This window comes from Bradyrhizobium sp. NAS96.2, from assembly GCF_001908235.1.
GTDB lineage: Bacteria > Pseudomonadota > Alphaproteobacteria > Rhizobiales > Xanthobacteraceae > Bradyrhizobium.
This window is the reverse complement of record NZ_LGHK01000046.1, coordinates 1-15401: the sequence shown is the minus strand read 5'-3', so window position 1 is coordinate 15401 and position 15401 is coordinate 1. Positions and strand designations below refer to the sequence as shown.

The window sequence follows — 15401 nt, the reverse complement described above, 5'->3', positions numbered from 1 at the left end:
GCCAAAACCGCCGCGAGCGTCAATGATCCCCTGACTCGGTCGCCTCGTCTCATCTTGATTGACGCGCCGCTCTCATCCTGATTGTCGCGCTATAAAGCCGTTCAACATCGACAAGAGAGAGGTGTACGAAGCATATCTGCAGGTGCGATCCAATGGTGGCGCAGCCGGTGTCGACGGAGTGACGATTGAGCAGTTCGAGTCCAACTTGAAGGGAAATCTCTACAAGATTTGGAATCGAATGAGCTCAGGCGCTTACTTCCCGCCACCTGTTCGGGCCGTCTCCATTCCAAAGAAGAGTGGAGGCCAAAGGATCCTCGGGGTGCCCACCGTGGCAGACCGCGTGGCACAGACGGTTGTTAAACAACTGATTGAGCCGGCTCTCGACGCAATCTTTCTGGCGGATTCCTACGGCTACAGACCCGGCAAATCGGCTCTCGATGCCGTAGGCGTCACGCGACAGCGGTGCTGGAAGTATGATTGGGTTCTAGAGTTCGACATCAAAGGATTGTTCGACAATATCGACCACGAGCTCTTGCTACGGGCCATCCGGAAACATGTGACGTGCGCATGGGCGCTGCTCTACATCGAACGATGGGTGACAGCGCCGATGGTGCAAGAGGATGGAACGATAATCGAGCGAAGCCGCGGCACCCCGCAAGGGGGCGTGGTGAGCCCGATCCTCGCCAACCTCTTCATGCACTATGCATTTGATCTCTGGATGGCGCGGACGTTCCCCGATCTCAGGTGGTGTCGGTATGCGGATGACGGGTTGGTACATTGTCGGAATGAGATGGAGGCGCAAAGCGTTCGCGAAGCGCTCCAGGCTCGGCTGGCGGAGTGCCGTCTGGAATTGCATCCTACGAAGACGAGGATCGTCTACTGCAAGGACGATCGACGCCGAGGTAAAAGCGAGACGGTCATGTTTGACTTTCTCGGATATTGCTTCCGGCCACGATCGGTCCTGGGGCCGCATTCGCGGAAGATGTTCTGCGGGTTCACTCCAGCGGTCAGCAAACCAGCGCTGAACGCAATGCGGGCGACGATCCGAGGCTTGAAACTTCGCAAGCGAACCGAGGTGACGCTGGACGATATTGCCCGCGAGCTAAACCCCATCGTTAGGGGGTGGATCGCTTATTATGGGCAATACACGCGCTCAGCGCTTTATCCTTTGGCGCGCTACATCAACCAGACGTTGGCTATTTGGTTGAAGCGAAAGTACAAGCGCTTCCATCACCGCTTAGGACGCGCGCGTCTCTTCCTGGAGAAGATCGCGCGTGAGAACCGCAGGGTCTTTGTGCATTGGCAACTCGGCGATGGCGGCAAGCTTGCCTGATGGGAGCCGGGTGAGGCGAGAGTCTCACGCCCGGTTCTGCGAGAGGCTGGAGGTGAAATCCCTCCGGCCTACTCACCCGACGGTGCCGGTGCTGGCCAAGGGCAAGACCGATACGGCACGGTGCTGGATCTACGTCCGGGACGATCGGCCGTTTGGCGGCGCCGGGCCGCCGGCGGCGATGTTCTACTACTCCCGCGACCGTAGGGGCGAGCATCCCCAGGCGCATCTGGCGGGGTATGCCGGCATCCTGCAGGCCGACGCCTATGACGGGTACAACCAGCTCTATCTGGCGGGACGCCACCCTGGACCGATCCGTGAAGCGGCGTGTTGGGTCCATGCGCGGCGCCCATTCTTCGCCACGGCCGATATCGAAGAGAATGCGCGTCGCAAGGCCTCCGGCAAGAAGGAGATCCCGCTCTCGCCCATCGCAGTCGAGGTTGTGCGGCGGATCGATGCGCTGTTCGAGATCGAACGCTCCATCAATGGCAGGAGTGCCGAGGAACGCGTTCAGGTTAGGCAGACGCTGAGCCGGCCTCTGGTCGAGGATCTTCAGGTCTATATGCGGGAGCAGCTCGCCCAAGCTATCCCGTGGGCACGACCTGGCCAAGGCGTTCAACTACATCCTGAAGCGCTGGGCGAGCTTCACTCTCTTCCTGGAGGACGGCCGCATCTGTCTCTCGAACAATGCCGCCGAAAGAGGCTTGCGAGGTATCGCTCTCGGACGAAAGTCCTGGCTGTTCTGCGGCTCCGATCGCGGCGGACGGCGCGCGGCTTCCATGTATAGCTTGATCATCACGGCCAAAATGAATGGCGTCGATCCACAGGCCTGGCTCACGGATATCCTTGCCCGCATCGCCGCCCACCCAGCTCACCGGCTGGACGAGCTTCTGCCCTGGAATTGGACGCCGGCATCAGCGTTCTCCGCTCGAGCGGCATGACCACGCACGTCAACAAGGTTCATCACGTCACCACCATCACCCAGGTCGCAAAGGACCTCGGTGAAGACGAAGACTGGCTGCGCGACATTGCCATCGAAATGGAGATCGAGGACGGCCTGATCTGGGTCTATGGCGTCGGCGAAGATGGTGTTCAGGCCTTCACCGACTTTGGCATCGAAAACCTGATCGAGCTCGTCAGGATGCACAAAGAAAACCCCAAACTGCTCATGCGCTGGCAACGAGGATGATCCAACCAGCCTGCGGCCTACGCCGGATGCCTACGTAGTGCCGCCGACTTCGAGGATCGCTGTGTTAGTTTGCTTGTACGAGTTTCGCCTGGTCGCCCTCGAACCATCAACGACGATCAGGTTGCTGAGGTAATCGAGCGGACATTGCGCAAGATGCCGCCGACGGCGATGCAATGGTCGATCCATGGCTGCGGAAACTGACTTTTTCCCACATCACGAGTCCCCGGACGGCGTCCGGCTTGCGGCCGCACTGCCGTCAGAAACTGTCGATCGATTTACTGTTCGTCGCCAAGCGATGTTGTCCAGGTTTAGCGATCCACAGCGAACCGAACTGACGTTCTCGATAAGAAAAGTTAGTCTAGTTGCAAGGCGCTAGATCGCGAGCGACCGGTCTTGCCGATGATTCTTTACGCATCGGAACGTCGCACGCACAGCTGCGTGCACCATGGTACGACCGCGTGGTTTGTTGCAATCGATGTCAACCCCTCGTGGTTGATCAGTGGAAAATGATGCAAGTTCAACCACGTCCAAATTGCTCAACCTATGCCGCTTTGCAGGCTTCAATAAACGAACGCTTAAATAAATCAAATCCCGCCAGGTAATGGTCAAAGCGTCGCATTACGACGCCCGATTTGGCGAGTTTTCTTCATTGGGAGCCCGTATTAGGACTCTACGAAGCTTCTGGGTACGGAATCACAGCGCAGATAAAACAACAAACGCTAAGGGATGTATGTTTGGGGCGTGCGCGTATGCCTTCGGCAGTGCCAGTTTTATCGTAATCACATTGCGCCGCGATGGTGTCCGCATCTGTATGGTTGAGCGTCATGCCTCGAATTTTGAGACGGTGTGTGCGCGTAGCTATGAAGTGGGATCACTTCGGGGGCGAGCTACAAACTAGGGTTAGGATGCAATGGCCCTCTTCAACAGCGAAGAGCATCTCGCAAAGGCCTTAAGGGGAGCGCTAGATGAGCTTATTGCCGACGGCGCTAAGTCCAGTTGCTGCATCTAATGGGGGGCTACCGGACGACAGTTCGATCGGACCGGAGTCACACATTGGTGTCGGGGGGGGGGCGTCCAGAACAAGCCGGCGCTTCGTTACGAAAAGTAAAAGCCATTTACGAAAGAGCTGCGCATAGCCACGATGAAGCAGCCTAGCGCGGAGCCATGGCTTTATCTTATCCAGATCTGAAGCAACGTGAGAGTTCTTCTGCGTGGACGCCCAGTTGGCTCGTTGCTCTGCTACGCACTCATATGAGAATAAGCGCTAACTGGAGGCACTGGTGAGGGAACTTAACAATCTAACACACGAAAGTAATGGTCAGCAGGATGTATTGCGCGTAGCAGCTGGTGGCTTCGATCGCGCGCAGATGCGCGCTGTAATCAAAGCGCAGCAGCCAGCGGTTATAAAGCGTCTGAAAGAATGGGTGGCACTTCCGTCGATAGCTGCAGAAAACCTCAATATGAAGGAGGGTGCAGAGATGCTGTGCGATCTTCTCACTGAGGCCGGCTTTCAGTATACCAAAGTCCTTCCAACTGATGGCGCACCCGGTGTGTTCGCTACTTTTGATGCCGGTTCACCGCGTACTGTAGGGGTGTACTTCTTGTATGACGTGAAGCAGTTCGATCCTGCCGAGTGGAGTTCACCGCCGTTGGTCGGCGAAATTGTCGAGAAGCCTGACCTCGGCAAAGTAATGATAGGACGCGGTGCCTGGAACTCTAAGGGACCGCAAATGGCATTTCTCGCAGCGCTACATGCATTGAGGGCTGCAGGACTCAATCCGCCGGTCAATCTCGTCTTGGTCGCTGATGGCGAAGAAGAGATTTGCTCGCCGCATTTTCCGCAAATCGTCGGAGATTCGGAAGTGGTTGCGGCCCTGTCGAAGTGCAAGGAGATTTTCTTGCCTTGGCCCGCACAATCACCCGAAGGCGATGTCGAAATCCTGTTGGGGACAAAGGGATGGGTTGAATTGGAATTAACTGCCTCGACTGAACGATGGGGTCGTGGAGCTAAAGACGACATCCATTCTAGCCATAAAGCGGAACTCGACAGCGCAGTATGGCATCTCGTGAAGGCACTTAATACACTAGTCTCCGAAGATGGCAACGATCCGGCGATTGACGACTGGTTCGAGAATGTAGTTCCGCTCACTGAGCGCCAAAAGGAGCTGGTTTCCAAGAAGGTTGCGACGACGAGCGAAGGCGATGTCAAAAATCGTTTTGGCGTCCAATGTTGGGTACGTGACCTTTCGTACTATGATGCAATGGAGCGGTTGGCGTCGAAACCTACTGTGAATATCCAAGGACTGATTGCCGGCTATACTGGTCCCGGCGGCAACACTGTCTTGCCGAACAAGGCCACCGCCAAGCTCGATTTGCGGCTGGTTCCTAATCAAACTGGGGAGGAGGCGGTGGTGAAAATCAAGGCCCATCTTGCTAAGCGAGGCTTTGGTGACGTTGAGGTTAAAAGTATCACCCTTGACCCACACGAGATCGACGAGGACTCGACTCTCATCAAGGCCGCGATCGCAACCTACGAGTCCGAAGGTCTGCTGGTCAACCTATGGCCGAGAAGTGGCGGTTCTTGGCCAGGTGCCATCTTCAGTCGGCCGCCAATCTCACTGGCCGCTGGCGGTTTTGGTACCGGGCATGGTGGCAGGGCACATGCACCGGACGAATACTACGTCATCGAAGCTATCAATCCGAAGTTGCGTGGCATGGCGGAATCGACCCTCTCTTATATCTCCTTTCTTTTCGCGCTAGCAGAGACCTGATTAGCTCGTCTAAACAACATAACGCAGGCGGGGAATTACCCCTGCCTGCGCTAATCGATCCGAGAAGGAGCTTTACCTTCTTCGGTTTCGCTGCGACTGTTTGAGTTCGAGGTTTGCGGTCCGAGAGAGTGTGCTGTACGATGTGGCAGGATTGACGTTCCGTGTGGTCCAAACCTCGCTTCCGATTTAAGAAGTCTAATCCTACATCAATGGATCCCACGTTCTTCACGAACGACGAATCGAACTGCCGCTGTGCTTGCACGAAAGCGTGCTGAAGCAGGCATCAGCGCCAGCGTTTTTCCTCAGAGTCGTAGGCACCCGCAAGCGGATCGCCGATGGCCATCAGCTCACGTTTGAGTACCTTATTGCTGGAGGTTGTCCTGGGAAGCGCCGGAGTAAAGGCGATGTACCGTGGTACCTTGAACGCAGCAAGGCGCGCACGAGCATGCTCGAGAATGCGCTCGACGGGTAGATCATCTCGCGCTAACCCTTCTTTCAGCTGCACGTAGATCTTAACTTCCTCGCCGTGCTTGCTATCGCCAACGGGTACGGCGGCTACATCCGCGATCTCGGGGATCTCGGCAATGACGGCCTCGATTTCGTGAGCGGCGATATTCTCGTTCGAGCGGCGGATCATGTCCTTTTTACGCCCTACAAGCCAGTAAAAGCCGAGTTCGTCGCGGCGCAACAGATCTCCCGTCTTGAACCATTCGCCCTCAAAGCATTCAACATTTGCGTTCGGTCGGTTGCAATAACCTTTGAAGATCGCACGCCCCTTCACCCACAGCTCGCCGACTTCGCCGATCGGTGTAGGGCTGCCATCCTGGCTTACCAGCCGTAGTGCCCGGAAGGGAGCGCGAATTCCGACCGAGCCAGAGTCGTCCATCTGTTCGATATCGGGAAGCAATGTGCCGTATCCAATTTCAGTCATACCGTAAGAGTTTACAGCGCGCGCGCCAAATCGTTCGCGGAATCTGCGTACCGTGCCGGGGCTCCAGCCGTTAGTCTGCGCTACCTGCCTCAGGCAGGTCGCTTCGGCGACGGTTTCATGCTGGCGTGCTATCCACTCGGGCAATGTACACCACTCGATGCGGTACTTCTTCGCCCAATCGATGAGTGCCGAATTGATTTGTTGAGCTAGGTACAACGTGCCACCTACGCGATATGACTTCAGAAGATGCGCTGGCCCAGAGACATAGCAGTAGTGCGACGCAGACAGATGTCTATTATACGGACGAAAGTCCCGGTTGGCTAGCTGGTACGAAGTCACTCCATAATAGTCGTGCGTCAGCATGCAGCCCTTCGGAAAGCCCGTCGTTCCCGAGGTGTATTGGATGTCCAGCAGGTCCTCGGGATGCACATCCTCGTCCACCGGCCAGTCACCGACGCCCTTGAGCAGTTCATCGAGCGCAGTAGCGGCGCCGCCGAAAGGCTGTCCTACAAGAATCACTCGCTCCCGGGCGAGGTCTGGCGGCCAAGGGTCCATTGCGGTGAACACTGGCCATACAGACTCATCGATGATGGCGAATTTCGTCTTTGTATCACTCAGAACGTAGAATACCTCCCTCGGCGTGTAGTGCATATTGTTCGGCACCATTACGGCACCGAGCTTCGCGAGCGCGAACCACAGGATCGGCAACTCGATCCGATTTGGCAGCATCACACCGACTCGATCGCCCTTGCGTATCCCAAATGCGCGTAGCGCACGTGCATAGTGGTTGGATCTGTTGTCCATCTCTGAGTAGGTCGCGCGCTCGCCGCGCTCGAAGATGTCGATCGCGGTAGTTGAACCATGCGTTCGCGCTCGCAATGAAATCAGCTGTCCGACTGTGATAGTTTCATACGTGGATTCCAGATCTTCGAACCTGCGCTGGGCGTTTGCTACGTCGTCGCGCAAATGGCTTGGTGTCGAGTTGGTGGGGGGCATCGCCAAGTAGCCTCTGATCTAGGCAGCAAGGGAAAGTTGGATCGTCAGGTTCGGACGGCTAACGCCAGGGCGTCGTTCAGCATCTGGGGGCTCCTCCTCAGTAAAAGGCGTATCGGGTACTCACTGTAATCGGGAGATGAACATAGGCACGATACCGAGCTCTTGAACTCCGCCCATGATCGCTGAAACTGGACGATCGAAGCGGTCGAGATTGGCGGGAAGGATCAGGCCGACCATTCGCCCACTATGCGCAACTTGGATTCCTAATGCGCCGTTGGCGTGGGCTATGTCCAGGATATCTAGAAGGCTCGGTTGCGGAAGATACCGTTGATTGATAAGCGCGCTTTCTGTTCCGACTTTTGCTAGTAGTGCTTGGTCAGCCTCGACGATCGCCCGTCTCAATGTCCGACGTAAGTCGTCGAAATGGTCAATCTCCGCCGCCTCGTACCGAGCCGGTGGGAAGTCCAGCGTCAACAATGGACTGTCCGGACAGCAGTTGATACTGATGAGCCCGATGGGCGGGAGAGGGCGTGCGAAATCCTCGATAAGGAAGCCTTCCCGGTGCGCAGCAAGAACCGCGCGAGAGTTGAACATCGTTCCATCGCTAGCTTGCTCCGCTCTGACGGCTAACCGTAGAAGCTCCGCTGAGCTAAGTCTGATCCCGAGCGCAGTGGCTGCTGACGTAAGGGCAGCGATAACGTCAGCTGTTGACGAGCCCAAACCGTAGCCGATCGGTATATTGCTCCGGACCCGTACCAATAGTCCCGGAGATGGCGTCCCGAATTGCTTCAATAGTAAGGCTACAGCCCGTTGCGCCTTTGTTTTCTCGGGCGGGTCAATTTCGACGGAGTGCTCCTCCTTAGGCACCGTCCAGGCTACGGAATTGAAGAGAGGAAAGGGTAAGGTTACAAGCCCTCGATGGATCTGCCCCTCTCCATCACGGAACGCTCCCTGCAGGATCTCGCCGTGGTGACCGACTCCGTGGCCAACCGCGCTGTCGCGCGCAAGTTCTTTCGCCCTAAGATAGCTGCCGTCAAAGGTGAGATGTCCACTCGGATTCTTCTGGACCATTGGTCGTGACGAGTCCATTCGAAGTGCCGCCTGGTGTTCAAGCATGACTAGCTCCCATTTCGTGCTCGTTGGGTCGTCTCGCGCAGAGCGATCACGCGGGTTAAGCAGGCCCACGTCACTCATGAGTACCTCGCGCCTCGATCGTCCTCTTGATTACTGGGAGGAAATCATCACATCACAGGCATTGAGCATGCCATGCCGTGGAGCGAAATCTCAGGCTGGCCGGCTGCCACCTTCGGAACGTCTCTGCGATCATTTGTAGTATAGAAGTCCAAAGTTCGGGGGGGGACCTGGCTCGGGATATCATGCCTCCCACGCCAATAGTCGACGTAGCGTTCCTCGCTCATTGATATCGCTTCGGTTATAGCGAGAGAGACGCAGTTCCCCAGGCCGGGATATTGGTTGAGGAGCGCCTCGTAGGTTCCCATCTGACCGATGAGTGTGGTGCGCGCCCGCCGTAAAGCCGGTGCCATATCGCGTATCCGGTTTTCGATTTCCAGTTGAAAGGGATCGGTCTCTAGATCTGGAAGGATGGATGCAATTGTGAAAAACCCTCGAGGACGTAATATCCGCATGCTTTCGCGAAGCGCTTCGCGCGCGTTCGTCAAATGGAATGACAGGCTGTAGCAAACCCAATCTAACGAACCGTCAGCCAAGCCCGTGCATTCTCCCGACGCGTTGATCCAAGATACGGCCGGATAGAGTTTGCCGAGCCTCTGCCCGACGGCAACCATCTGACTATCGGGTTCGACTGCATAGCCTGAAAGCCCCATGTCAGCCAAAGCATGGGCGATCAGGCCAGTACCTGCGCCGATGTCTCCGAAGGTAGGGATCTCGGTTAGATGCTTTACCTGATCAATGAGCATCTGAAGGAGCCGCCGCGAATAGGGCGGGAATGCAGGATAGAACTCTGCTACTTCTGCTACTTCGGAAAAACTTCCAAAGGGCGGCCTCTTATCAACTTGCATCTTCTCCTCCATCACATTGATGATTTCTCAAGCGTGCCGTGGCCACGCCACTCACTTGTTCGAAGTGCCGCTTGAACGTCACGTAGGTGTGCTTAATCCCTCGCTAACGATTCCCGGCTCCTTTTTGATTGGTAAACTTGCCGACGCCCGCCCTCGCGTCGAATGCGATCTGGAGACCGACATGTTCCTTGCTCCCTTCGTTCCGTTCATCGCAGTCGCAACGCGTTCCAAATGCGGATTCGCATCCTCTCCGCCGCCTCCTAACAAAGGAGATCAAAACTCATGCCAACTTGGCCGATCGAGCCGAAGAGAAAAGGATTATGATTGCGTTTCAGCTATCTAATCTGCGAGACAGAAAGTGTGCTTGGCCAAACAAGCTTGTGTCGCGCACCCGACAAAAGCGATAGGTTGTGTCGACATTCGCGCAATGGCGTCATTGCCCCCGATCCGGTCTCTCAACACCACGTTTTTTACCGATCGGTATGAGCAGTCACGTTTGGGCGATGTGCGTAGCGGATCGGCGTTCGGTATTGGCGCAGCGCATCAAAGGTAGCTGGAATGTCTGAGTGGGCATTACGGAGGAAGTCCTCTATCTTGCGGCCGCTTCGCGGTGCTAACACAAGCGGAACAGTGTTTGGCGGTGCTGCGCCGAAGCGCAGAGAATATGTTCTGAATTTGGTGCGTGCGACGCGCTGGCGGACGATCCTAAGACGCTGAAAGCGATGCTGCTCGTTGAGCGGTGGGAGAGTGAACCGCTGCGTCAGATCATCAAGAAATTGCAACGATATCGCTTTGGCCGGCGGCAGAGACGCTACGCTACCTGAAGCTCAGATGCTACTGGGCCTGAAAGACGGGACCCATCCGACCAGCACCCCGGGCAGGCGCGCCGGTCTGCGGGTCTGCGGTTGCGCTCAGGCGGCAGCCGCTTTGGACTGTCGGGTCGCCTTCCAATTCCACGGGAGTAGATCGACGACTCTGTTGACGGGGTGATCTGGAAGCCTGGCCAGCACGTCGGCGAGCCAGGCTTGCGGATCAACGTCGTTCATCTTGATGAGGTGGATGGCTCCCGCTTCCGGCGTCATAGTCTAGAAGCGGTCGCGGCGATCGCCTTAAAGGAGATTCCATCTATGAACGAAGTAACGACGTTCGGTCTCGATTTGGCAAAGCGTGTTTTTCAGGTTCATGGGGCGGATGCAAAAGGCCGCCCTGTTCTCCAGAAGAAGCTTCGCCGTGAGGAGGTTCTGAGCTTTTTCGCCAAGTTTCCGCCTTGTGTTGTCGGCATGGAAGCATGTGCATCGTCGCATTACTGGGCACGCGAGATTTTCGCGCTCTTGGCCATGACACCAAGATGATTCCGACTTCGTACGTGAAGCCTTATGTGTCGCGCTGCAAAAGAACGACGCTGCGGACGCCGCAGCGATCTGCGAAGCGGTGACGCGACCGGCGGTTCGCTCCGCTCCTGTGAAGTCATTGGCGCAGCAGGCAGCGCGGGTGACACATCGCACGCATGAACTCCTCTCGCGGCAGCGTGTTTCCCTGATCAACGCAATTCGGAGCCATATGACGGAGTTCGGTGTAATCGCCGCGGCAGGCCCTCAGCACGTCGGCTCTCTCATCAAGAGGATATCCTATCCGGCGACACTGATTCCCGATGCGGTACGAGCACCGTTGAATATCCTGGCTGACCAGCTCGTCGCCCTAACTGCTCAGATTAATGCTCTCGAGGCTCAAATGCGAAGGCATTGCCGTGCGGAACCCGCAGCTGCCAGATTGCTCAGCGTTCCCGGCGTCGGCCCGATCACCGTCAGCGCGATATTAGCTGGAGCGCCGGACATCCGCGGTTTCCGATCAGGCCGCGACTTCGCGGCATGGCTTGGCCTTGTGCCACGTCAAAACTCGAGCGGTGGCAAAGAACGGTTGGGCCGCATCACGAAGATGGGCGATCGCACTATCCGCCGGCTCCTCGTCATTGGCGCCATGTCCACGATACGCTGGTCGCGGGGTAAGCAGAACTTCGCTCAAAGTTGGCTGGGGCGCATTATCGCTCGCAAGCCGATCAAACTCGTTGCAGTCGCCCTGGCCAACAAAATGGCGAGGATCATCTGGGCTGTGATGGCGCGAGAGGAGACCTACCGCACGGCATAAGTATCGGCCGGCCGGACTAGCCGGGTCCTGGCGGTCGTGGTGCATCGGCCCTGAATGGGAAGATGACGCGACAGTGATAGACGAGATCGGGACACCCAGTAAACCTGTAGGCGCCCTAAGCGCGTCAGTTTGTTATGGACCCGATCCGCGGATCTCATCTGGGCCGGCGGCCAAACGTGCCGCCTCTTACGTAGCCGGACACATGCAAGCCGTCAACTTTTCGCGCATTGCTCAAACAAAACCCTTGCACCGCGGGAGCCATCCACACATGCAGGTTTCGATCAACGTATAGATGGCGGCGGCGCGATGTCCGCCGGCGTCTGAAGCGGCGAATGTCCAATTTCGTCTTCCGACGGCCACACCGCGTAACGCGCGTTCGGCAGCGTTGTTAAAGGGCATGGTGCTGTCGGTGCCTCCTTTCCGGGTTAGTCTGTCGAGGCCTGGATAGGGGCATCTGGAGCACGAAACGGTGGCAGGCCGCCCTCTCCATGAGCTGCGAGCTCGCGTTGTTACTTGGCCACCCCTACGACTTGCCCGGCTGCGCTGTGAGCGCGGATCCGTAGATGTCGTGCAAGCCACTGGCTCCTTAACAAGAGAGAGCAAAGCATGACAATCGTTGGCATGGACATCCACCGAACGTTTGCGCAGGTCGCTATCTTGGTGGACGGTACGATTACCCGACAGCTCCGCGTAGATCTCGTCCACGATCCGCTTGTTGCCTTCGCCAAGACGCTCAGCATTGAGGATGAGGTGGTCATCGAGGTAACGGGCAACAGCGCGGCGGTCGAACGTCTTCTGCGTCCGCACGTTAAGCGCGTCGCGGTCGCCAACCCGAGGCTTGTTCGAGCGATCGCCTATGCGCGGGTTAAAACGGACAAGGTCGATGCTGGCACCCTGGCAAAGTTGCATGCTGCCGGCTTTCTGCCGGAGGTCTAGGTTGTCGACGAGAACACCTACGGCCGCCGGCACCAGATGGCCGAGCGCGCTAGCGTCTTGGCGCAGATCGTCCGGGTCAAAGGTCGTATGAAGGCAATCCTGCATGCCAACCTCATCCCACCCTACAAAGGCCATCTCCTTGGAGCGTCCGGACAGCGTTGGCTGGATAGTCTGCCTCTTCCACCGGAGGAACGTGCGATGCTTCAGCGTCTGATCGCGGAACTTGAACGTGTGACGAAGCAGCTTTCGGAGGTCGACAAAGTCGTGGCGCAGCAGACTCTCGACGATCCGCGAGCCCTCAAGTTGATGACGATCCCCGGCGTGAGTTCGGTCGTCCCCTCGACTGTGCTGCCTCTATCGGCGACATCGCACGCTTCCCGTCGCCGGATAAGCTCAGCAGCTACTTCGGTTTGACCCCTCGAGTTCGGCAATCGGGAGAGCATCCGGCACGGCATGGCCGGATCTCAAAGCAGGGCAACCGTGACGCCCGAAAGATGCTTGTTAAAGCAGCGCGGTCAGCCAAGACGGCTCCAGGTCCGCTGCGAGCCTTCTTCAACCGGGTACAGAGGAAGCACGGGGCGGGAATCGCGGCCGTCGCGACGGCACGCAAACTCGCAGTGATGATCTGGCACATCCTGACGAGCGGGAACGACTATGCTTACGCGGGGCCAGCGTTTACAGCGATGAAACTCCGCAAGGTGGCGCTTACAGCAGGAGCGCCTCGTGCCTATGGCAAGGCTGGTCCAGGTCGAGACTACTGGATCAAGGAACTCCGCGAGCGGGAAGCTGGCTACGTCGCGCGCGTCGAGCAGGCCTACGAGCGGATGGTAGCGGCCAGGAAGGAGAAACCAAAAAAAGTTGTCCCGAACTGACAGAAAGGTCTTCCCAACACCATCCGTCGAGAGGCAGATGCGGCCGTCGTCCAGGAAGCGAGTGAACGCCGCCCAGCGGTTGAGCAGGTAGTTGATCGCCTTTGCGGTATCATTGCCTGAGGAGAGCAAGGTCCGCTGCTGGCGCATCCAGATCTCGAGATCAGCAACGATTGGTGCGGACTTCTCTCGACGTACCGCAAGACGCTGTCCTGGCGTTTTGCCGTTGATGGTGCGCTCGATCTCGAAGAGGATATCGATGCGTCGCACGGCTTCGCTGGCAATGGGCGCCTCTCCAGATTTCGCCAGATCGAAGAACTTTCGGCGGCCATGGCTCCAGCAGGCCGCTTCAAGGATCGGAGCCGGCTTCCTTTGCGCCTTGTAGAGCTGGTTATCTCCATCAAAGGCATCGGCCTGCATCAGGCCGACGTAGCCGGCAAGATGGTTTTGCGGATGCTCTCCAGCCCGGTTGCGTGAGTAGTAGAACAGAGCTGCCGGAGGGGCCGTGCCGCCAAACGGACGGCCGATCATCGCGAACATAGGTCCAAATCCGGCCAGTCACCGTCTTAAGCTTGGCCAGTACCGGCACCGTCGTATCGTCGGCGTGGATGCGTTCCGCGCTCATGACGTGGATCCCGATGGCCTCAATAATGGGATTGAGTGCTACCACGCAGGCGCCGACCCGATCCGCCAGGGTCGAGACGTCGATCTCGATCCCCTCACGAGCATAAGTCTTGCTCTGCCGGTTCAGCGGCTGGCGCCGAATGACCGCTGGTCGCTCGACTTCGTATCGGATCAGCTCACGGACGGCCGCCGCTTCCGCATCCTGACCGTGGTCGATGACTGCACCCGCGAGTGCCTGGCGCTGGTGGCTGATACCTCGCTCTCGGACAACCGGGTGGCGCGGGAACTGGACCGGCTGATGATCGAGCGCGGCAAGCCGAAAATGGTGGTCAGCGACAACGGCAGCGAGCTGACCAGCAACGCCATCCTGACATGGGTCGATCAGAGCCGTGTCGCATGGCACTACATCGCGCCGGGCAAGCCCATGCAGAATGCCTTCATCGAGAGCTTCAACGGTCGGCTGCGGGATGAATTGCTGAACGAGACGCTATTCTCGTCGCTGGCCCAGGCTCGCGTCGCACTCGGATGCTGGCGGGCCGATTACAACGATGCACGACCACACTTGCAGCTCGGATGGAAGACGCCCTCCGAGTTCGCCTTCACCTGCCACCCGCGCCAGGATCTGGCGCTGCGCTATGCCGAGAGCTCCGCGCCAGCTCCCGTCGCTACCACCGCCCAACCGGGCAAATCCAACCGCCAGGGCGAACTCAGGATTGGATAAAACTTGGGGGCAAGGTCAAGGCAAATCGCATCATCTTGCGCTGTGGCACGTTATTGGTCCGGTTCGATTCGGATCGGCGCTCAGTGTCTTCATTCATGTGGCGCTTGAGAAGCAAACCGAAGGAACACTCGAAGTCTTTAAGAGGGCAATGGCGAGCTTTTTCGAAGTGATGGATTTCTATCTAATTTCAGAGAATGCGGAATATCTGCAGCTGCGCGCGGTGGTGAGAGACGTCGATGCACCACAGTAATTTATCGTCGAGAACCTCGCAAAGGCTTCCGGTATGGCAAACATCCGATCCAGTTTCGCGCTCGACCAGGTCAAGTACAACACTGCGCTATCAATTGAAACGTTTGCGACTTCGGGGCGTACCAAGTTAGGAAGCCGGTCTGTACGCTAAGTGTCTTCGTGGCGGGGGCCGCTTGTACTTGCTTATGGCATTGTGAGTTGCGCCTTCCATAGGTTCGGAGGCTCGCAGCAAGTGTTTAGGGTCCTGGGGGGCGTCCAAGCTAGTCGCTGACCTCTTCCATTAAGCTCAACTTGCGAGTTCGAACATTTCGTCGCCTTCGCGGCGCATTGTAGCTTGATCACGTATCGATTGAGCGAATCTTGCAAAAGAGTCCGCTGAATAGAGTGATTTCATCATCAAGAGCGGAGTATACAATTAGAAAGTGCGGCGCTAACCACAGGCGTTTCCGTCGTTGGGCTTCCGGAGAAGGGACTTGAATATGAGCACTGCTTCGATTTTGCCGTCTTCCGCAGAATGGTCGATGATGTCACTCGCCGACAATGATCCGTTTCCAGCTTATGACTTGCTCCGCAAGAGAGGGCACGTCGTTTGGGATCCCGG

7 protein-coding genes and 7 pseudogenes are annotated in these 15401 nt (G+C 57.4%); 8 read left to right on the top strand and 6 right to left on the bottom strand.

All coding sequences use genetic code 11. The features are described from left to right. Nucleotides 1–121 precede the first annotated feature (121 nt). From ltrA to AC628_RS12500, 4 genes and pseudogenes are all read left to right on the top strand, one after another. A complete protein-coding gene (ltrA, locus tag AC628_RS12515) occupies nucleotides 122–1333 on the top strand; it encodes a group II intron reverse transcriptase/maturase (RefSeq protein ID WP_245321144.1) in 1212 nt (403 codons plus the stop codon). A gap of 46 nt (nucleotides 1334–1379) precedes the next feature. Further along, nucleotides 1380–2271 (top strand): annotated as a pseudogene (gene tnpC / locus AC628_RS12510) (IS66 family transposase); the annotation flags it as partial. Further along, complete coding sequence (locus AC628_RS12505; RefSeq protein WP_074127109.1) at nucleotides 2268–2519, top strand: hypothetical protein; 252 nt, start codon at nucleotides 2268–2270, stop codon at nucleotides 2517–2519. The pseudogene tnpC (AC628_RS12510) and the gene AC628_RS12505, both read left to right, overlap by 4 nt. Nucleotides 2520–3799: 1280 nt before the next feature. Further along, on the top strand, nucleotides 3800–5290 hold the full coding sequence (locus tag AC628_RS12500) for a M20/M25/M40 family metallo-hydrolase (protein ID WP_143201568.1): 1491 nt from the start codon (nucleotides 3800–3802) through the stop codon (nucleotides 5288–5290). A 283-nt stretch (nucleotides 5291–5573) separates the two neighbouring features. On the opposite strand, the gene AC628_RS12495 is transcribed toward AC628_RS12500, so the two are convergent. The 4 genes and pseudogenes from AC628_RS12495 to AC628_RS12480 all read right to left on the bottom strand — a co-directional run. Beyond that, nucleotides 5574–7217 carry a class I adenylate-forming enzyme family protein gene (locus AC628_RS12495; RefSeq protein ID WP_074127107.1) on the bottom strand — a complete coding sequence of 548 codons (1644 nt, stop codon included), beginning with the start codon at nucleotides 7215–7217 and terminating at the stop codon, nucleotides 5574–5576. Nucleotides 7218–7337: 120 nt separating this feature from the next. Continuing rightward, complete coding sequence (locus AC628_RS12490; RefSeq protein ID WP_168193361.1) at nucleotides 7338–8333, bottom strand: GHMP family kinase ATP-binding protein; 996 nt, start codon at nucleotides 8331–8333, stop codon at nucleotides 7338–7340. Nucleotides 8334–8458: 125 nt separating this feature from the next. Then, the gene (locus AC628_RS12485) at nucleotides 8459–9256 is read right to left on the bottom strand and encodes a class I SAM-dependent methyltransferase (protein ID WP_168193360.1); all 798 of its coding nucleotides are present in this window, start codon (nucleotides 9254–9256) and stop codon (nucleotides 8459–8461) included. Nucleotides 9257–10167: 911 nt separating this feature from the next. After that, nucleotides 10168–10305, bottom strand: a pseudogene (locus AC628_RS12480) (transposase domain-containing protein); the annotation flags it as partial. A gap of 78 nt (nucleotides 10306–10383) precedes the next feature. Between AC628_RS12480 and AC628_RS12475 the strand changes: the two are divergent. Next, nucleotides 10384–11401, top strand: a pseudogene (locus tag AC628_RS12475) (IS110 family RNA-guided transposase). A gap of 273 nt (nucleotides 11402–11674) precedes the next feature. Here the strand turns inward: AC628_RS12475 and AC628_RS42825 are convergent. After that, nucleotides 11675–11791, bottom strand: a pseudogene (locus AC628_RS42825) (IS66 family transposase); the annotation flags it as partial. Between the two features lie 231 nt (nucleotides 11792–12022). Here AC628_RS42825 and AC628_RS12465 point away from each other — a divergent pair. Beyond that, nucleotides 12023–13209: pseudogene (locus AC628_RS12465) on the top strand (IS110 family RNA-guided transposase). A gap of 21 nt (nucleotides 13210–13230) precedes the next feature. On the opposite strand, the pseudogene tnpC (AC628_RS12460) reads toward AC628_RS12465, so the two are convergent. Continuing rightward, a pseudogene (gene tnpC / locus AC628_RS12460) lies at nucleotides 13231–13969 on the bottom strand (IS66 family transposase); the annotation flags it as partial. Between tnpC (AC628_RS12460) and AC628_RS12455 the strand changes: the two are divergent. Both AC628_RS12455 and AC628_RS42820 read left to right on the top strand, forming a co-directional pair. Then, a pseudogene (locus AC628_RS12455) lies at nucleotides 13964–14551 on the top strand (integrase core domain-containing protein); the annotation flags it as partial. The pseudogenes tnpC (AC628_RS12460) and AC628_RS12455 overlap by 6 nt on opposite strands. Then, entirely contained in the window at nucleotides 14544–14801 is a 258-nt protein-coding gene (locus tag AC628_RS42820; RefSeq protein ID WP_143201567.1) for an Lrp/AsnC ligand binding domain-containing protein, read from the top strand. The pseudogene AC628_RS12455 and the gene AC628_RS42820, both read left to right, overlap by 8 nt. Nucleotides 14802–15401: the final 600 nt, after the last annotated feature.